We start from the raw sequence: 18439 nt of genomic DNA on the forward strand, positions 1-18439 counted from the left end.
GCGTATGAAATATCCAGGGGATAAAAAATTCGTATTCCAATTTGGAGAGGCATTCTATGAATAAAAGAAAAAGGCATGCTCTAAAAAAAGAAAAATTGGAAAAAAAGAAATTGGAGAAATTGGAAAAGGGGAAATTTATATGGTTTATCGCGACTGCTGTAATAGTTATTATCGGTTGTATCGCGAACTTTTATAAAGGTAAAGCTATCAATGATGGGAACCAGTTCTTCACTTTCTTGCCTCTGAGTATGCTGATGATTATATTTGCGGTTCTTATACTCTCGCTCATAATTCAGGTCATACGAAAAATGCTACGATAGAGATTGCAATGAAACAAGCAAAAGTGTAGATGACGAGCCATCTTTCAGAAATAAATATCAGTCTACGTGTGTGATCAAAGAGATTGGCGTGCGAGATGGCACGCACTGGAGTAAGCTAGAGGTGACACACGGGTATGTGCACTGGCAATGAAGCTGTGTTACTCTGGCATTCTGTTTCATCCGTATGTGTGGAACGATTATTATCATAAATAAGAATGGGATATCTATGTTCAAGGATAGCAATCATCAGCGCCCATGGCGGCGCTGGACGTTGTTTGGCTTGCGTTACGGTTGGATCGTACTTTCCCTGCTCGGCATTCTCTGGTTCCCATTTGATTGGTTGAGTGAGGTCTGGCCGACGTTTGGTGTTCCTTTCCGCCAGGTTTTCCACAATGCGCATGATCACTTTGTTGGACATACCATCTTCTTTTTTGTCATTGGGATGCTGATCCTCTCTCTTGTCCCTGCGCTCCGCCGCCATCTCCACTGGTATATCCTGGGGCTGATCATGGCGGCGCTGGTGCAAGAAACGATTCAGGCCTTCTTTCGCGGCCAGTTGCCAATATTTACAGATTTCAATGCATTGAAGGGTGATGCCCTTGGCGGTATGAGTGCCTGGATACTTGAGAAAGCTTTGAGGGCTATTTTTTCTTTTCAACAGAAACCTTTTCTTCCACAGCATTATCTTCATGGATCTCCCTCAAATCTTCAGGATGATCCAGATGATCCAGGTAGAGGACGCCGTTCAGATGATCGATCTCGTGCTGCAACGCCCAGGCATAATATCCATGAGCACTGACACGCAGGGGCTTGCCATGAATATCCTGTCCTTTTACCACAACGCGGGCTGCTCTCCGTACATTGACTCCGTTTACAATTTCTGGGTTCGCCATCGCAAGTTTGAAAGGCGTGTTCGTTTCTCTCTCCATCCCTTCGACTACGAACAAGCGTAGAGAAAGACCGATCTGCGGAGCCGCCAATCCAACCCCATCATTAGCCTGCATGGTCTCAAACATATCCTGGACGAGTTGAGGAAGCGAGGCATCAAAACGATGCATTTTTTTTGCCTTCTGGCGTAAATAGGATCTCCATGGGAGCGACGGTTTCGGATGCTCATACTTTTTCGGCTTTCATTTTATTGTATTATCACATCAGGATTGCCGCTGGTAGTGTCGTTTCCTGTGTCATTTCCCAGCTAAACAAATTGTCGATATGCACCGGATAAAAATGATTGAGGTAGGTGAGGGAGGAGCCGGTCGATGGTTGCATAATCAACGCGCTGGCTGCGTCCGGTATGAAGCGAAACCAGAACACTTTGAGCAATTTCACTCTCCTGAGCAATGCGACGCAAACTGATGGTAAGCTGCCCACTTTTCGCACGTTCAACATTCAGTTGAGCGAGCAAGAGACGAAGACGACACGAAACTGACATGTATTTCCTTCTGATCCCTCCTGTAGAGGGTTCTGGTATCTGGGGTTCACGTACTGGTGGGGTCAAATAATGTATGCGGTGAGGATGCGGAACATTAACTGTAGAGACAACAGCTTAAGGATGTTGCCTCTACAGGCCGAGGGTTCGATAGCGTGGGGGGCTTTCCTTCACAGGTGCTTGACAGGAAGAAGCGTTGGGTCGACATCCTCTAGCGTGCTGTCTGCTGTATCGTCCGATACATGCCTATGATATATATCAGTACAGCAAGGAATGCGGCAGCCGCCATGATTGTAGCCAGCAAGAATACTTCATTTTTGGGTGCAGGCGTATCGAGAGAGATGAAGAAAGAGGTACCTAGAATAACGAGAAGATAGAACTGGTAAAGATAGATTACCCCCTGCCATGATTTGAACCCTTGCACGCTTGCAAGCAAGGGTGACATTTTTGTCACACGGTTATAGAGACGCAAGAGCAAGAAAAAACCTCCGAGTAAGAGTGTTCCCAGAATGCCAACGCCATAGAGCAAGGCGCGCCCGCTTTGGAAAAACATTTCCTGTCCCGAAATGAGCTTGATATGTAAGGACACAGAGATTGGAATGGTAGAAGTCTGAAAATCGTTGAAGGACGACGCTCTGGGATAATCGATGGCACCAGTAACTGTACCGATGAGATCTTTTGTTTCGCTCACCGAAGAAGGAAGAAGCAAGGCTCCATCGATGCGAGTCGTATTCGCCTTCCCCTCGATGGAGTCACTCCAATCTTGTTCTCTGGCAGGAATGACGGTCAATTTTTGATTGATGCCTTGTAGTTGAGCAGTAATACCACTGGTGCTCCAATGGCCAGAGACGGCACTTGAAAGCGAGAGGGTAAAAAGAATGTATGCCCCCGGTGCCCCGGTAACGTTCAATTGTGCTTTACTCAAATCATAGCCAGCAGACATATAGGGGATGGCACTCAGGGCATAAAGCACCGGCAATCCTAGCGTAATAAATGCGATAAGTACGAGCCGCACTGCCGTGGCAATGGTACTACGGCTCGTACTCTGAGCAGGTGATCGAGGGGGCATATTCGTAGATGGAACATGAATAGACATGCACTATACCTCTATTCTCAAATTTCTATATATGAACGTTCAGCGCAGTCTTCATCAATAGAGAAGTACCTACAGCATTCGCTCCATATATTTTGTTTGGCTATTCTACCAAATCCGTTGGAAACTGGAAAACTGGCAGGACTCTGGTACTTAGGCTTCTAACGTAGCTGTCGAGGTAGCTAGACGTTGCGTGCCCGGAGCGTTCATTCCGTGTTGTATGGCCTGAAAGTTGGGAACGACCCCTCGCCTGGTTCGCTGTCACCTCTTCGCTTTACTTGAGACAACCGGGCAGAGCCCTTCGAGCTTTTCGCTTTCTCCAGCACGCTTCCATCCCAGATGCACAGGATTCGCTTGCGTTGCTCTTTGCGTATGCGTCCCTCATCTGCTTTTTCCAGCAGATAGTCATCACGGTCCACTTCATCGGTCGTAACAGCTTTCCAATGTGTATGTTTCAATCTGAAGGTGTCTCTGACTGCAAAATATGGGAAGGGGGTTCTGATTAGAAAACGGAAGCGTGTGTTTCCTAAGGATCAGGCCAGATTGGCAAATTGTCTGGCAAAGACTTCAAAGGTTTTCGGCGGATGCGCGCGGTCATAGACCGAAAAAAGCACGTGGCGGAAGCAATGGCTGTACAGACCGCATGGGCCGAGATAGTCATGGAAGATACGAGCCACGGTGCGAGGATCGTTTTGGAAGACTCCACATCCCCAGGCACCGAGTATTAAGGTATCGCACTGGTGAGCCGCAGCCAGAGCGAGGATTTTGCTGGCACGTTCGGTGAGGGTGGGGACAATGTGCAGACGATGATCTGGCTCGTTCTGCAGTACGACCCCTGCATTGGGCGCAGGGCTGGTAATGATATCAATGACATACGGCTGTGCCAACCACTGACCCGCGTCATCACGGAATACGGGGCATGCTGGACTGTAAATCATGCGATCAGAATAGAGGCAGGTGTCCTGCGCTCGATGAAAGGCATAGTGTTCTGGGCATTGGCGTAAGCTGAAATAGAGGGCAGAACTGCGGGCCAGGCTCTCCTCCTGTGCCCTCGCTCCGCGTAAAAAGCCACCACCAGGGTTTTTGGCCGAGGCAAAATTTAAGACACCAATACGCCGGTATTGCTGGCTGGCAATCAGTCGGGCACATCCCTGGAGGGTCGTTTCATTCACGATGGCCAATGAGGTGGTTTGCTGGTTGACTGGCTGAGCCAGTACGCGCTCACGCAGACGCTCGAGATCGTGAGGATCATACGACTGCGTGCCACTCAGGCAGGCGGCAAGCAGGCTTGTGAGATCGATAGTGTTGCCCTCTGGGGTCGTGTACTGACCTTGTTTGAGCGCAGCCACCGTTCCTTGAGCAATAGCTTTGGTGTCCATTATACCCTTCTCCCTGTGCATCTGCACGTGTGATGTAGACAATGAATGACTACCAAAAATGGTAGAACGAGATCTATAGCCCTGTCAATGGGGAAAATCAGCTTGTGTACTCGTTTTATGTTTTACTGGCTCGTGCAGCGGCGGCGGCTAAAGCGGTGACCTATGCCGAATATGTCGAGATCACTGAAGGTGCGGCAGTCACTGTAGCTAACCTTCTGCCATCGGTTGCAACAGCGTTCATTACGACGTGTGCAGGAGGTTTTACTTTATTTTTCTACAAGGATTTGGCGAATAAGCTCTTTCCGGATAGACCGACCAGCGATGCGAATGGAGCCGCCTATGCCAATGAGCTCAGTCAGAATCTATCTGTTGCCTGTTCCTCAGGCTCTCCGGACGACTCATCGGGCCTGTGTTATGATGGAGGTCAAGACAGGACTCCAGGGGGAACAGCGCTTGGAGGCACCATCTGTGGAGCAGTGAGTCCTGGGGCATCATTTGATAGTGTATCAGGTCTCTGTATTGGAGATGATGGGTCCTACTCGCAGCCTGATGGAACCAACATGGGCAGTTGTATCATCGGCTTTCCGACTGGGAGAGGGAACTGCATTACTGGTGATAATAATCTGTATGATCCCCCGGGCAATCCCGGTGGGAACGCGAATACAGCTCCTGATGAGTCCTGTGTGAACTATCTTGCCAATGGCAATGCTAATCCTTGTTTTCAGGGATTTGTTCTACTTGATCCATCCGTAACTCCCACCCCACCTGATACTTCTGATATCTGGTGTGTGGCTCGTAGTGGTGTTGATTGGGCCAACTGGAAATATTATCAACCTTCCGCAAACTTTTTCGGTGGTATTGCCAGGTATCCAGTATACTGTGGAATCCACCCGATGGATGGCAGCTATTTCAGTTCTCGCTATATGCTGGACATGTTGTTGCAGAACCGTAATTTCTCTCTGCTGATACGCTGAACTATGTGTGCTCGGCTGCTTGCTTGCTTGCGTTTCTATTGATACATTGTTGCAGTTTGGTTCGTGTTACGGCATTTGGCGTGTAGATCATAATCCTCATATCGGGGTTATTGAGACTTTGTAAGGTAAAATGCTCAAATTCCAGGTGTCCCAGGGTTGCATGGTGTATGACTTTATGTCCATCCAGTGCACTACGTACATCATGCCGGGGCCACCACAGGCAAAATTCAGGACTCATCTGTTTTAAATCCTCAATCAACTCCTCAAACCATCTATCATTGGGATAGTGGGCGTGCGTCGCGCGAAACTCTGCTAACGTTGTGCGCGCAATCATTTCCCAATTGGGACGCTCCCGCATTGTCGGACTGGTGAAGATTCGCCAGATCAGATTCCGTTCATAAGGGGAGGATGCTTCAGAAATAGTGAAGAGCACATCCGCCGCTTTGTTCCACGCCAGGTAGTCATACCGTCTGCCCATGACATAGGCAGGAGTTGGGTTGAGGTCATCGAGCATCTGTTGGAGTGCTGGATTGATGCTCTCCTCTGAAAAAGACACCTGAGAAGGGAGTGGTTGTCCTGCGAGAAGAAACAGATGCCGACGTTCATTCGGCGTTAACCTGAGCGCTTGAGCAAGACTCTCCAGTACTTGCATTGAGGGATGCACATTACGTCCCTGTTCCAGCCATATGTACCAGGAGGTGCCAATGTTGGCAAGTTGTGCTACCTCTTCACGGCGCAGCCCTGGTGTTCGTCGACGGATGCCAGGCGGCAGTCCAACGTCAGTGGGAGAAAGGTGAGCTCTTCGCTGGCGTAAAAAGGTGGCCAGGGTTTGCCGTCGCTCACGGTCCTTCATGTCAGTTACTCCTTACCCTGGTAGTGAGAGACCTATGATCAAAAAAACCTGGTTGTGCGGTCATGAACAGAGTATATTCAAACAGAACATCCGCGTCAAGACGGGTTCTATAGGATTGTTTTACCAGGGCACGAATATCTTTCTTGCATTGTTACCAGAAGTGAGGGAATTGTTTATGACGTTGAAATTTGGTGTGTCTCTGCCGCAAGGCTGGACAATGGAACTGGCCAGGATCAAGGATCCAGTTGAAGCCTACGAAGCGATGACAGGTGTCGCCCAGGCTGCTGATGAGTTGGGTTTCGCATCTGCCTGGCTTGTCGATCACTTTCACACGATCCCGCAGCCATCGCAGGAAGTCACATTTGAGTGCTGGACCACTACTGCAGCCATTGCACGTGACACCAGACGCATACGTATTGGTCAAATGGTCACATGCAATGGTTATCGTAATCCTGCGCTACTGGCGAAAATGGCGAGCACGGTTGATGTCTTGAGTCATGGAAGGCTCAACTTTGGCATTGGAGCCGGTTGGCATGAGCACGAGTATCGGGCGTACGGCTACGATTATCCTGATGCGCCCGACCGACTACGTCTTCTACGCGAAGCTGTGCAGGTGATTCGGGCTATGTGGACTCAGGAAGAAGCGACATTTGAAGGCAAATATTACCACGTACGTGGTGCCATCAATCAGCCTCAGGGTGTCCAGAAACCGCACATTCCTCTATTGATTGGTGGCAGCGGTGAAAAGGTCACGCTCAAACTGGTTGCGCAGTATGGAGATGCCTGTAACGTGTTTGGTGATCTCAAGACCATCAAGCATAAGTTTGCAGTGGTCAAAGACCATTGTGAGACCATGGGGCGTGATTATGAGAGCATTCGCCGTACGGTAACCCTTGCCTGTTCCCTTGGAGAAACTGACGAGCAGGCAAGGGCAAAATTTCCCGCTGCACTCCTGGGTCGTCCTGTTGCTGCTGGCGCGTTGATTGGGAGCCCGGATACACTTCGTCAACGTTTGGCTGAATTGGAGGAAGCAGGCGTCCAGGAAGTCATACTTGGGTTCCCTGATGCTTTACACCTTGATTCCCTGCGTTTTTTTGCGCAAGAGTTTATTAAGTAAACCAGAGGAACAGAGACCATCCATAGAAGAGATCTCTTGACATTCTTCTTTCGCTCCCTTATGCTTACAGTGTAAGTATAAGGGAGCATGAGTATCATGACAAAATCTGGTGAGCCGCTCACACGGCAACGGATATTGGAAGCAGCCCTGGGCTTGATTGATCAAGAGGGTCTGGAAGGCTTTAGTATGCGCAAGCTTGGAGCTGCGCTGGGTGTCGAGGCGATGTCGCTCTACAACCATGTGGAGAGTAAGCGAGCCCTATTTGATGGGGTCATCGAATTGCTCATCAGCCAGGCACCGTTGTCTCTGCCCCCCAATACCACGCCACGCGAGGAATTATGGGCCTTTGCCCATGCCTTTCGAGATGTTCTCCGCGCGCATCCGCGTGTGCTTCCGCTGGTGGCCACCAGTCCACTGCGCACATCGGCCTCTCTTGCCATGTTGGATCATCTCCTTGAAACACTCCACCAGGCACAAATTACTGGTGTTCAGTCCATCTATGCCCTGCAATGCCTCGTCGGTTTTATTGTCGGCCATACCCTGCTTGGCACCGGCACGCAGGCGGTCGCGGGTCTGGAACCGGGGCCAAACGGTCCGACAGTCTGGCAGCACTTTCCCGCAGACCACTACCCCCGGCTTCACACGCTCTTGCCAGAGCTTGGACAGTGGAATGCTGATCAAGAGTTTGACTTTGGGTTGCAAGCCTTGTTTCAGGGCTTATTTGAGAGATAGACAGAGATGAGGGACAGCATGTCACGCACAGAGGTAAACACTACAAGGTTGCCAATGGAGAGGTGCAACTCGCCGTCAGCGAGACCGGGCAGGGGCAAACGCTCCTATTTTTCAACGGCGGTGGAGCAACACAAGTGTCCTGGAAGCGCATCATTGGTGCGCTCAAGGGGCAATATCGGCTCGTCACCTTCGATTTTCGTAACCATGGGAAAACCACCACCTCGCGCAGCACCTCCCTGGAGAGCTTCCTGACGGATGCTGAGGTTATGATGGATAAGGTTGCTTCCGATCGACCGATTCTGGTTGGCTGGTCTCTGGGGGCAGATCTGGCTGTCTGGTATGCCGCGAGCCATCCAGGAAGGGTGGCAGGATTGTTTCTCATTGATGGTGCGTTACCGGTCAATCTTGTCAGTGATCCCGATGATGTCAGACGGCGACAAAAACTGCCGGGGAGCAAGGTGAGCGTGCCAGACGAAACAAGGCGCTGTGGCGAACGGGCGGTGAACAGCTTGCGCGTCTGCATCTAGCGTTGTCTCTCCAGTGGTTGGATGGCACCCATCACCTTCCATTGAAGGAGCCGATCAGCCTTGTACCTTTACCCGTCTGTTCCACCAGACGACGGGAGAGAGTCCGCACCAATTTGTACTGCGTCAGCGGATCGAGCATGCACAGCGTTTGCTTAAAGAGAGTGATCTGCCTCTTATTTCTATCGCGTTAGAGAGCGGATTTGCGAGCCAGAGCCACTTAACCCAGGTCTTCAAACGTTATCTCGGCCTGACACCACGAATCTATCGACAAGCACACTCCATCTGAGCACATTTTTGACAAAAATCGCAGGTATCTGCAAGATTGCCTTCGTCCTTTCCATGTATCATAGAAGCACATTGTTTGGCACCCTCTGTGTATTGCGCTCCTCAATATGGGAGCCAAGGAAAGGAAAGGCAACATGGCACTCGAACTTTCTATGTTCGGCCTGATCGTGCAGGATATGCAGAAGTCACTGGAATTCTATCGACGACTTGGACTTGCTATCCCCGCAGGGAGCGAAGAAAACACACACGTTGTCCTTGACGTACGCCGGCCAGAATGAGGCTGGCAATCAGGATCAGAGCTATCACGATCCCAGAACCAGGCCAATCTAGCTTTAGGACCATCATCACAACGGCGCCCAATGCGGCCAGGATCGGGATGGGGACGTATGTTTGTAGCACAGGATGAGCGATGGCCCTGCGTAGCGCGGGAGAGATCTCGCCCACAGGTGCGGCGAGCGCTGCCACGTGAATCGCCTTCATGCGAGGCCCGTTGATCACCGGTCCCAGGATACCCAGGAGAACGAGTAACCCCAACGAAAACACAATCCAGGCGTGCCCCCATCCCCAGGCTGTCCATGCCAGAGCCAGGCCACTAACGAGAATGAAGACAGCAGAGGCTGGTAACACCAGATGAATCACAGGGCTGAGCGTGAGCCATTCATGGACTTGCAACGTTGTCTTCGCCACCTGTAGACGAGACATGATAATTACTTCCAGGCTGAGGGCGATAAACAGGCCGCACACGCCGACGATGTGGAGTAAAAGCAGATAAGGATAAAGCATAGTGTCTCCTCCATGAGTAACGTTGATTACCTTTGTTTTATTTATTAACCTTTGGTAAATAAAAGATGACAAGTGTTCTCAGGCTTGCTACGGACGAAATGGACCTAACGTGGAGCCCCACGTTCCGAAGGGGAAGCCGGGTGGGTGGTATCCGTCTCGTGTTTCCAGGCCAGCAGCATACTTTGAATAGCTTGCTCGATTAATTGCGTTGCCTGTGCCTGTCCACCGCGAATGCGGTCTGCCAATGTGAGTGTTACCAGCCCATGTGCTGTTCCCCAGAGGATATTTACCTTGTTGGCAAGGTGCTTTGTTGACCATCCATGAACATCAAGGATATCTTTGACGGTCAGCGTCACCACCTCCTCTATTTGTAATCCCTCTTTTTCTGGCTCTGAGATGCTAAACGTGACGCCGTCGAGACCATACATCAGGCGGTAGTACTCAGGATAGCGCCAGGCGAATTCGAGATAACCATGAGCGATGAGTCGCATCGCCTCCTCTGGATCATGAGCTTGTGCTCGGACTCGCTTTAGATCTGCTTCCAGCAGGCGAAAGCCTTCATGCACGAGTTCTAAGAGAAGCACATCTTTGTTTTCAAAATAGGCATAAATGGCGGCATGGCTGTACTCAATGCGATCAGCGATCTTGCGCATCGTCACATTGCTCCACCCATCGGCCAGAGCAATAGCGCGTGCGGCCTCCAACACGCTCTGTTTGAGCTCTTGCTGATCTCGTAGCCGTCGTTCTTTCCTATCCATGGTTTTTACCTTTGTTTTATTTATTTACCGTTGGTTATTAATAGTGTGCCAGAGAGAAAAAAGGATGTCAAGCCTTTCTTCTACATGATTTGTGACGCGCCCATCATCTCCGCCTTTCTCGCCATGCGGGTCAGAGTCTCTCTTTTCTTCCGGAACCTCCCCATGTGGTAAATCTGTGATGGCCAGCATCACGTCTTTCTGTCCCTCATACAGAAAATAATTTCTGGAGGCCGCGTTCTATCGGTTGAGATAGAACGCGGCACCATGTGCGGAGTTAGAACTGGTAGCGTGTCTGGCCGATGCCGATGGCGAATGTGAAAACCTTCGTGGGTTTGACGGAGAACACGAGGTTCGAATCTGTGAGAACTGTTTGTGTCTCTTCATCGTAGAGATAAAAATAACCGTTGCGTACCTGGTATGACCAGTCTCCATCCCACTTGGTTGCCCACACTGAGGCCAGACGTTCGAGCGCATCCTGGTCGGTGACCTGCACGGCATCGCCTTCAACTACTACGGTGAGTCCACCTTTCTGGTTGCTGCCGGTTGTCAGAATAACGTGCGCGTTTGCACGCAGGTTGACCGTTTTCTGTGCCGTGTTGGTCGCGGTAAAGTAGATGGCCTCGTCGTACCACACGGCCACGAGCGGTGTCACATGAGGACGACCGTCGGACCGCACTGTTGAGAGGCAAAACAGATCGGCTGTTTCCAGCACCCGCTGCGTCTCCTCCCATGGCGTGACCGCTCCGTCTGGTCTGCCCTGTCGTGTTGTGATGGGTTCGTTCATTCTCAGAACTCCTTTCTTTCGCTTCTCTCGCAGGAAGTGAGAAGCTATCAGCCTATCCTTTTTGCACGATAGCCAGATGGCATGTAAGACATTCTACCGTCTGACACCGCAAAAAACTTCTCCTGGCTTGCTTTTTTGTTCATGCAGAAGTAGCGCCGCCGCATTACAAAACAGGCTCTAAAAGTCTATCCAAATAATCTGTTATACTGGGTGTATGGACAAAAAGGCATCCAACCAGGAACGTTTGAATAGAAAAGAGGCGTACCATGACCGGCCCGGAGTACCTGGAACACATCGCACAGCTATTGCTCCAGTATGGCATCATCCAGAAGGTCACTGCGGAGATGAAGCGTCATGCTGGCGAAGAACTGCATAGGCACGCGACCGGTTCATACCTGCAAAGGTGGGAGGTATCGTCTGCCTGTCTCCTGGAGACACTGAGGCACTTTTTGCCTGAGGCGCCTCAACGCCTCGTCTGGTTTGATGCAGAAATGGATGACTCCGCCTACGAAGATCTGGTGCGGCGCTTCGCGGCTGCTACAAGTGGTGAGTGGTCACCTGAACAGGTGGAGTATAGCGTCAACGCCGACAAGAACGTGGGTGACTTTCATTGCACACTCGATGTTGACGTGCGCGGCGCAGCGATTCATGGAGAGTGGACTACCCCCAGCCTGAAGTGGGTTGCCAATGACTTCCTCGACCTGATCGAGCATATCGCTCAGACCCATCTAAGCGGCGGGTTTGTCGCCATTCCTATGCACGACCAGACCATGTTGTTCGCCTACTTGCCTCACTCCTGTGTTCGGGATCTAGCCGCCCTTCTCGATCTGCTTGAGCACCAGTACCCTGATTTCGTGACATTTGCCCACACGTTCTAACCGCCTATCCAGGCAACCCGGCGCTTTCGTGATCGCTCCGGCTAGCGCCAGCCAGTCCTACTCGGCCCTATAGAGTTGCCTGATGTGTTTGATGCCTACCAGGTATAGAAATCTTCTAGCCCATTGCTTCCCAGGGCCAGGGAAAGCTCGCCGCCATGATGGATCTCATGTTCAAGTACATGCCAGATAATCCATTGGCGGGTATGGGCTACCTCTTCTGGCTTCCCTTGATTTCGTAACCATGCCTGATGAGAGGCGGCAGGTGAAACAAGCTGTTCCAGATCAGCACTAGTACAGCGGTCCAGGACGGAGGAGATCACGTGCCAGCTCTTCTCAAACATCGCGATTAGTGAAGCTGGCCTGGACAAGGTTGGCTCGTCATTGTCGTCTCCATCGTTCCAATCGAGGGCGGGATCTCCTTCACCCATCCACAAGTAGAACCAGTTGAAGCGCGCGCCAATCATATGATCGAGAAGCTCGCCGATTGAACGCGTATGTGCTGCAATAGGGAGGGCAAGTTGTTCGGAAGAAAGCGCTGCGATCGTTTTGACAAGGGCCTGCTGATAGTTTTCCCAGCCTTGTTTGTAAAAGCTGACGAGGGGAGATGTCTGTTCTGTCATGACTGTCTACTCCTTGCTTCTAATGATGTGCTCTCACGAGTGAGAATATCATAGCAGAGAACAATGGCTAAAACTTCTTCGATCTTGCTCTTTCCCGAACCTCTCGCCCCCTTCCTCATCGGCCCTGGCCTGCCGTTGTCATTCGTTCAAAAATCTCCATAGCCTCTTGTGCGGTCGGAACTTTGAGCACATTCTCTTCTGCGAACTCCTGTGCCTGTGGATAGCCGCTGGTTCGTACCGCCTGTGCTGCCGCCTCCAGATCGTAGGGAGTTCTGCGGAACTCGCTTCCCTCTGGCCCAAGTAAAAGCCAGTACGCTCCCGGACGGTCTGCGTACGGCATTCCGACACTCCCAGCGTTCAGAACGCGCACGTTCCCTATCTGTAACTCAAATTGCATATGGGTATGTCCGCATACCACAATCGCTTGCTCGACATCCTGAAAAAGCAGACGGAGCCGGTCCGGTGTCGTGAGCGGGGTAAAGATCTCCTCATCATTGCGCGGTGTGGCATGACAGAACAATACCTCACCAGGCCCTTCCAAAGAGAGCGTGACCTGTTCTGGAAGGTGGGCCAGGAAATCCAGCTGATCCGCCTCGATGTGCTGGCCGACCCACCGGGTAATCTCGTACACTCTCTCTGGCAGGTCCCCAGCCGTGCACTGACCATTGAAAACCGCGACAACCTCCCGATCCCCATTGCCGCGAAGAGCAACAACCTTTCCAGCATACTGGCGCAGGCATTCCAGGGTTTGACCTGGCATGGGACCGGAGACAATATCTCCCCCGACAACGACTACGTCTGGCTGGATGCTTTCAAGTTCCTTGAGTACCGCCTTGAGCGCCGGCAGATTTCCATGAATATCGTAAAGGGCTGCAATTTTCATGCGTATGGTACCTTTCTCCTCAAAAAAATGTCAGGTGTTCCCCATGATAACAGCTCTGTGTTCTAGAGAGAAGGGCAAATCTATGCTCTTGGCATAGGCGGATCTCGATGTATGGGTGATATAGTTGTACAGCTTTTTGCTATCAAAATGCTCTCTTTGAGGAGAAAGGATGGTATAAGGCATCGAGCCCTCGATACGTTTCAGTTTGGAGGCGAGTTCAGTCCTCAGTCCACCGCTTTCTTGAGCAGCGCCATGAGTTTGGCTTCTACTTCAGCATTCATTTCCTTGAGCGCGAAGTAGACCGGCCACATCGACCCTTCGTCAAGGTTCGCGCTATCGTTGAAGCCGATCGTCGCATACCTGGTTTTGAACTTTTGTGCGGGTTGGAAGAAGCAGATAAGCTTACCATCCCTGGCATACGCGGGCATCCCATACCAGGTTTTCGGCGAGAGCACTGGTGCCCCCGCTTGAATGATCTCATGGAAGCGCGCGGCCAGAGCGCGATCTGGTTCTGACATCTCGGCGATCTTCGCGAGCACGTCGCTTTCCCCTGCCTCTCTGTCCTTGAGAGCGCGCTCTTCCGCTTTCCGCTCTTTCGCACGCTCCTTCATCGCGGATCGTTCCTCGTCTGAGAACCCCCTGGACTTCTTGTTGACCGCTTCGGCGTTCGTGGCGGATGCCAGTGTACCGTTCTTTTCAGACTGACTCATAAAAATCTCCTCATCTTTCCTCAGGTTAAAAGCTCACCGCAGTTCGATTGCGGACGCAAACTATGCTCATCATGGATCGCTTTACGTGACAGTGATGCCACATGCCGCTTGTTGCTACATCAGAGCCTTACTGGCTCTGCCATTTTTTTCGGATTGGCTTACCCGTATCAGCGTATGTCGTTGAAAATGCGCCTTCTACCGTCAACTCGAATAAAATGTAATGATCGTGTGGCTGATACCCATAGGTAGTAGCAAGCTCGCGCATGGCTGGATTCTCAGTGAAAAAAGCATGTCCTACCAGCCAGAACTCTCCTTCACCGCCATCATTGTTCCTTACCCAGCAATGGAGCGCATAGCCAGAGCCACGTTGTAAATCATGCCCCTTTGGAGAGTTTGGCTCCATGAACAAGAAAAGATGTCCCTCGCCTATAATTGGCGTCACAGGATGAACACGGGGCATGCCGTCAGCTCGAACGGTTGCCAGATAGGCTGGACCACTTTTGAAGTGAGCCTCACCAAAGGCAGAGAGTTCTGGTTCAACAAGCGCAAAATCTTGCCAGGACTGTTTCATACATTCTCCTCATATGTCTATTTCACTTCGCCTCAATTGGCGTGAAGCCTCCCTCACTTGTTCCCGTTTCACGCCGATGTGCTCAACAGTATACGCCAGAGCCTGTCTGCTCGCTCTCGCTTGTTTCAAGGGAGAGGAGCGTCAGACCAAGGCGGACAATCTGTAGCAGCACTCCATGCAGTGCAGCCTGATCTGGCAACGTCCCTGAGAGCAGCGTTGTTCCGGTCTCCTGCTGTGTGATGCAGAGCCCACCAAAGCGGTCTTGCCAGGACGAGTCCAGGTGCCCCTGGATGCGTATCGTGTAGAACATCTGCTTCCTCCGCATTCTGCACGTTTCACGGCCTGCGCGCCGTGGTTGGAAATGCGAACCAGTACGATCACCAGCATCGCCTTCCTGCGTCTGTGTAAAGAATAACAGAAAACCAGGCATTCCACAGTCGCCAAAGGGATACCAATGGGAGTAGGTGCCCGAGGAGTATCATCCCGTGTTGGGAGGAATCGCCTTAGAGCAGGGAGCGAGCCCGCGCCATGGCAACCGCCTGGATACGGCTGGTAGCCCCCAGTTTCCCGAGCAGGTTGCTGACGTGCTTTTTGACGGTAGGTAACTCTATTACCAGGGTTCGAGCGATGTCTTGATTCGAGGCTCCTATATTTAGCAGGCGTAAGACATCCTGTTCACGCTGCGTCAGGGAAACGCCTGACGCTGATAGACTGGCGGACTCCTGCCGGCCGGGGGAAGTGTCAGGCGCGAGCGCGGACGCCGGGACCAGAGAGCTGTTGGCATGAGCCTGCTCCTGGACACTTGTGGCCAGCAACTGTGAGATGTAGACCAGCGTAGAGTCGGCCAGAGCGTGCTGATAAGCATGTGAGGAAAGCAACGCCTCAAGGACCTGGCGCATCGGCTCGCCTTCATCTAGATATACGCGTAGATAGCCCTCGGTTTCAGTCAAAGCCAACAGGCGCATCCCAACCTCGTAGGCCTGCTCGCTCTGGCCTGTGTGGTAGAGCGCCACCATGTATTGGGCCAGATAGGTGAGGGTAATCCTGCTATTGGCAGAGCGACCCAGGCTCTGGCGAAAGCGCACGAGCAGTTCTAGCGCTTCCTCCCAACGCTGTGCTGCAAAATACACGCGTATAATGACAGGGAACGCAGCATAGACGCTGCGTTCCCATGCTCCTTCTGGAATGACCGTGCTTATCGCCCAGTTGATGGCTTCCTTCAGCTGTCCCTGGGCCAGCCACCACTGTGCGCGCATCATGGGAAGCCAGTTCCGGCGGTGATATCCTTCCAACTGCTCAAACTCCTGCAGTGTGTGCCGGCCGGCCGGCAGGTCACCTCTGGCCAGCTCGACGTGCAGCAAGCGGACGTATCCTGACAGCAGGAGATCGTTCTGTTGCCAGGTAGTTGCATCCTGAATGACCCTTCGTAGCCAGCCACGCGCCTCTTCCAGTCGATTCCACTGGTACAACACTATCGTCAGGATATCCCTGAAGTATCCTTGAAGCAGGACATAGCTCGCCGTCTGCTCAATCATGTCGAGGGCGGCCAGACTCTCCTGGTAGGCCAGGTGCAACTGTCCCGCCTCTTCTGCTGCGAGTGCCAGCCACTGTATGACTCTGGTCGCCGCAAATTGACTTCCCGACCGACGTACTCGTTGTCTGGCCTCTAGCAGGTGCGGCAAAAGCTTCGCTCTCTCTTGTCTGGCCGTATAGTAGACGACGTCACAGAAGAGTGGAAGCATGTGCCAGATGATCTCCTCGTCCCTGTCAAGCTCCTGCATCTCCTGATGGAGGGCAGGCAAGCGCTCAAATGCCGAGCTCTCTATTGCCTCATACAAGCTTATCCCCGCGCGTAACAGGTGCAGACGCCGCCGCAGGAGCGCTTCCGGTGCTTCACTAGCCTCGAGTTTGGTTGCCTGCACGGTTGCGTCTGCGCGCGTTGCCAGTATCTGCTGGTTGGCATCATTTGCTTGATGACGCAAGGCGGTTTCGACCCGCTCCATAAGCTGCCTCACCTGCTGACGACGACTTTCGCGCTGCTCGCGGGTTGCATAGGAGACGGGATGGAGCAGGTAGAGTGCTGTGGTGAGTGCCAGACGTGCGTGTTCATAGAGTTGTGGATCTGGCAGGGCCAGGATCCAGCGTGCCATTGTTGCTGCCTCCCCACGTACCCAGAACTGCTCGATAGTTTGCTCCATGAGTCGAGCTGCCATGGAGAAGGAGGTTCCAGCAAGCGCATGGATAATGGCCTCGGTCCATTGTCCCTCGGCCTCATAAAAGTCGGCGGCCCGGCGATGCAAGAGCAACGCCATCTCTGGCTGGCTGGTGTGCAGCGCCGAGAGCAGGGCTTCACGAAAGAGATCATGCAGCCGGTAGGTGCGCCGCTCCTCATCCAGGGGTACCAGAAAAAGGTTGGCTCGCTCCAGTAACGTGAGCATGTGCTGGCTGGCCGATCGGGTTGGCGCGGCAGTAACGGCCTGGCAGACAGCGGCGTCTAGCCGCGAGAGGATGGCGATGTGGAGTAAAAAGTCGCGTGTATCGGGGGCCAGACGCGCCAGGATGTCCTCCTGCACATAGTCCAGCAGATACCGCTGGCTACCAGTTACTGTCTCAAGGTATGCGGTACGATCTTCACGCTTTTGCATAGTGAGCACGATCAGGTGCAGACCAGCGATCCAGCCTTCTGTCCGACTCATGAGCCGTTGCAACTCAGCTTCCGAGAGCGGTGGAGAGAGGAGCCTGTCCAAAAACTGACTCGCTTCGCCCTCCTGGAAGCGCAGTTCGTCCGCGCGAACCTCGGTCAAGTGTCCGTGGGCTCGTAGACGAGCAAGGGGTAGGTCCGGGTCTACGCGGCTGGAGAGGATCAGGTGGAGATGAGCGGGCAGATGCTCCAGGAAGAAGGCTATGCCCTGGTGAATAGCAGATGCTTCGATGACCTGGTAATCGTCCACAATCAGGACGATGGGAGACGGATACACCTCCAGTTCATGGAGAAGTACAGAAAGACAGGAGGCAAGTGGTGGTGGCTGGGGCGATTGCAATTGTGTGATCACATGTTCTCCAAAGTTTGCCGCCAGACCGGGGCAGCGGCGCAGGGCTGAGATCAACGCGCCCCAGAAGCGTGCCGGACTATTGTCCAGTTCGTCCAGTGAGAGCCAGGCCACCTGCGCCTTTTTTTGCCGATGTGCCCAAACGGAGAGCAGGGTGGTTTTGCCCCAGCCCGCCGAGGCTGAGAGCAGGGTCAGGGGTGTCGAAAGTGCCTTATCGAGTGCAATGAACAAACGCTCACGCTTCACCAGGGTGTTTGGCTGTCGCGGGGGAGTGAGTCGGCTGAAGAACGGTATCATCTCCCGCTCGGTCATGGTCGCAGGCTGCTGCGTAGGCAAAATCGTCTGCGCTGTCTCCTCGAGCAGCGACAGCTTGAGGATCTCCGTCCGCCCAAGATACCGCTTGCGGGTGCGGCCCGCTTTCGTCAGGTAGGCATACCAGTATGCCCCTCCCCGTGGGCGCTGCTCCCGGTGGACATTAAGAGAGCCTCTTGCACCGTGGAAGGCAAAGGAAGATACACCCTGGAGCCAGTCCTGCCATGTGGCTTCCTCCGTTGCTTGAAAACGTTGCATAAGCTGACCGTGAGTATACAACTCGTAGAAATGCTGCTCTTTAGACCAGACCAGGGCGTGAAGAGGTGCTCTCGACATCAAACCTTCCTTGTTGTGTCTGTCTTGTTCCCAACGACCCTTCCA

21 protein-coding genes are annotated in these 18439 nt (G+C 52.5%); 6 read left to right on the forward strand and 15 right to left on the reverse strand.

The window, feature by feature from the left end; all coding sequences use genetic code 11:
- Nucleotides 1-435: 435 nt before the first annotated feature.
- The 5 genes from EL633_RS15055 to EL633_RS15075 all read right to left on the reverse strand — a co-directional run bounded on the left by EL633_RS15055 (nt 436) and on the right by EL633_RS15075 (nt 4221).
- Complete coding sequence (locus EL633_RS15055; RefSeq protein WP_126627967.1) at nt 436-978, reverse strand: hypothetical protein; 543 nt, start codon at nt 976-978, stop codon at nt 436-438.
- Nucleotides 962-1378 (reverse strand): peptide deformylase, encoded by a 417-nt coding sequence (locus tag EL633_RS15060; protein ID WP_218027494.1) that lies wholly within the window; start codon nt 1376-1378, stop codon nt 962-964. Before EL633_RS15060 ends, EL633_RS15055 begins: the two co-directional genes overlap by 17 nt.
- A 137-nt stretch (nt 1379-1515) precedes the next feature.
- Entirely contained in the window at nt 1516-1752 is a 237-nt protein-coding gene (locus tag EL633_RS15065; RefSeq protein ID WP_246039141.1) for an XRE family transcriptional regulator, read from the reverse strand.
- A gap of 208 nt (nt 1753-1960) precedes the next feature.
- The gene (locus tag EL633_RS15070; RefSeq protein WP_126627968.1) at nt 1961-2845 is read right to left on the reverse strand and encodes a hypothetical protein; all 885 of its coding nucleotides are present in this window, start codon (nt 2843-2845) and stop codon (nt 1961-1963) included.
- 530 nt (nt 2846-3375) lie between these two features.
- Nucleotides 3376-4221 (reverse strand): TIGR02452 family protein, encoded by an 846-nt coding sequence (locus tag EL633_RS15075; RefSeq protein ID WP_126627969.1) that lies wholly within the window; start codon nt 4219-4221, stop codon nt 3376-3378.
- Between the two features lie 104 nt (nt 4222-4325).
- On the opposite strand from EL633_RS15075, the gene EL633_RS15080 reads away from it, so the two are divergent.
- Nucleotides 4326-5195 carry a hypothetical protein gene (locus tag EL633_RS15080; protein WP_126627970.1) on the forward strand — a complete coding sequence of 290 codons (870 nt, stop codon included), beginning with the start codon at nt 4326-4328 and terminating at the stop codon, nt 5193-5195.
- 1 nt (nt 5196) lies between these two features.
- On the opposite strand, the gene EL633_RS15085 is transcribed toward EL633_RS15080, so the two are convergent.
- Nucleotides 5197-6048: a helix-turn-helix transcriptional regulator gene (locus tag EL633_RS15085; RefSeq protein ID WP_126627971.1), complete on the reverse strand. Its 852-nt coding sequence runs from the start codon at nt 6046-6048 to the stop codon at nt 5197-5199.
- 175 nt (nt 6049-6223) lie between these two features.
- Between EL633_RS15085 and EL633_RS15090 the strand changes: the two genes are divergently transcribed.
- The 4 genes from EL633_RS15090 (at nt 6224) to EL633_RS15105 (ending at nt 8710) form a co-directional block, all read left to right on the forward strand.
- On the forward strand, nt 6224-7165 hold the full coding sequence (locus tag EL633_RS15090) for an LLM class F420-dependent oxidoreductase (RefSeq protein ID WP_126627972.1): 942 nt from the start codon (nt 6224-6226) through the stop codon (nt 7163-7165).
- A 96-nt stretch (nt 7166-7261) separates the two neighbouring features.
- Nucleotides 7262-7897: a TetR/AcrR family transcriptional regulator gene (locus tag EL633_RS15095; protein WP_161982165.1), complete on the forward strand. Its 636-nt coding sequence runs from the start codon at nt 7262-7264 to the stop codon at nt 7895-7897.
- Nucleotides 7898-7959: 62 nt separating this feature from the next.
- A complete protein-coding gene (locus EL633_RS15100; RefSeq protein ID WP_161982166.1) occupies nt 7960-8424 on the forward strand; it encodes an alpha/beta fold hydrolase in 465 nt (154 codons plus the stop codon).
- Nucleotides 8425-8437: 13 nt separating this feature from the next.
- Nucleotides 8438-8710 (forward strand): helix-turn-helix domain-containing protein, encoded by a 273-nt coding sequence (locus tag EL633_RS15105; protein ID WP_126627975.1) that lies wholly within the window; start codon nt 8438-8440, stop codon nt 8708-8710.
- A 215-nt stretch (nt 8711-8925) separates the two neighbouring features.
- On the opposite strand, the gene EL633_RS15110 is transcribed toward EL633_RS15105, so the two are convergent.
- The 3 genes from EL633_RS15110 to EL633_RS15120 form a co-directional block, all read right to left on the reverse strand.
- On the reverse strand, nt 8926-9492 hold the full coding sequence (locus EL633_RS15110; RefSeq protein ID WP_126627976.1) for a hypothetical protein: 567 nt from the start codon (nt 9490-9492) through the stop codon (nt 8926-8928).
- Nucleotides 9493-9596: 104 nt separating this feature from the next.
- On the reverse strand, nt 9597-10250 hold the full coding sequence (locus EL633_RS15115; protein ID WP_126627977.1) for a TetR/AcrR family transcriptional regulator: 654 nt from the start codon (nt 10248-10250) through the stop codon (nt 9597-9599).
- A gap of 274 nt (nt 10251-10524) precedes the next feature.
- Complete coding sequence (locus EL633_RS15120) at nt 10525-11034, reverse strand: pyridoxamine 5'-phosphate oxidase family protein (protein ID WP_126627978.1); 510 nt, start codon at nt 11032-11034, stop codon at nt 10525-10527.
- A gap of 266 nt (nt 11035-11300) precedes the next feature.
- Here EL633_RS15120 and EL633_RS15125 point away from each other — a divergent pair, with 266 nt between their 5' ends.
- Nucleotides 11301-11912, forward strand: a complete 612-nt coding sequence (locus EL633_RS15125) for a hypothetical protein (protein ID WP_126627979.1) — start codon at nt 11301-11303, stop codon at nt 11910-11912.
- A 95-nt stretch (nt 11913-12007) separates the two neighbouring features.
- Here EL633_RS15125 and EL633_RS15130 read toward each other — a convergent pair whose 3' ends face one another.
- From EL633_RS15130 to EL633_RS15155, 6 genes are all read right to left on the reverse strand, one after another.
- Nucleotides 12008-12532 carry a DinB family protein gene (locus EL633_RS15130; protein ID WP_126627980.1) on the reverse strand — a complete coding sequence of 175 codons (525 nt, stop codon included), beginning with the start codon at nt 12530-12532 and terminating at the stop codon, nt 12008-12010.
- Between the two features lie 115 nt (nt 12533-12647).
- Complete coding sequence (locus EL633_RS15135; protein ID WP_126627981.1) at nt 12648-13415, reverse strand: metallophosphoesterase family protein; 768 nt, start codon at nt 13413-13415, stop codon at nt 12648-12650.
- A gap of 224 nt (nt 13416-13639) precedes the next feature.
- Nucleotides 13640-14125 (reverse strand): iron chaperone, encoded by a 486-nt coding sequence (locus EL633_RS15140; RefSeq protein WP_161982167.1) that lies wholly within the window; start codon nt 14123-14125, stop codon nt 13640-13642.
- A gap of 127 nt (nt 14126-14252) precedes the next feature.
- On the reverse strand, nt 14253-14696 hold the full coding sequence (locus tag EL633_RS15145; RefSeq protein ID WP_126627982.1) for a pyridoxamine 5'-phosphate oxidase family protein: 444 nt from the start codon (nt 14694-14696) through the stop codon (nt 14253-14255).
- Between the two features lie 82 nt (nt 14697-14778).
- Nucleotides 14779-15006, reverse strand: a complete 228-nt coding sequence (locus EL633_RS15150) for a DUF8691 family protein (protein ID WP_126627983.1) — start codon at nt 15004-15006, stop codon at nt 14779-14781.
- 193 nt (nt 15007-15199) lie between these two features.
- A complete protein-coding gene (locus EL633_RS15155) occupies nt 15200-18394 on the reverse strand; it encodes a DUF6788 family protein (RefSeq protein WP_126627984.1) in 3195 nt (1064 codons plus the stop codon).
- Nucleotides 18395-18439: the final 45 nt, after the last annotated feature.

It is taken from the genome of Dictyobacter alpinus, from assembly GCF_003967575.1.
In the GTDB taxonomy this organism is placed as follows: Bacteria; Chloroflexota; Ktedonobacteria; order Ktedonobacterales; family Ktedonobacteraceae; genus Dictyobacter; species Dictyobacter alpinus.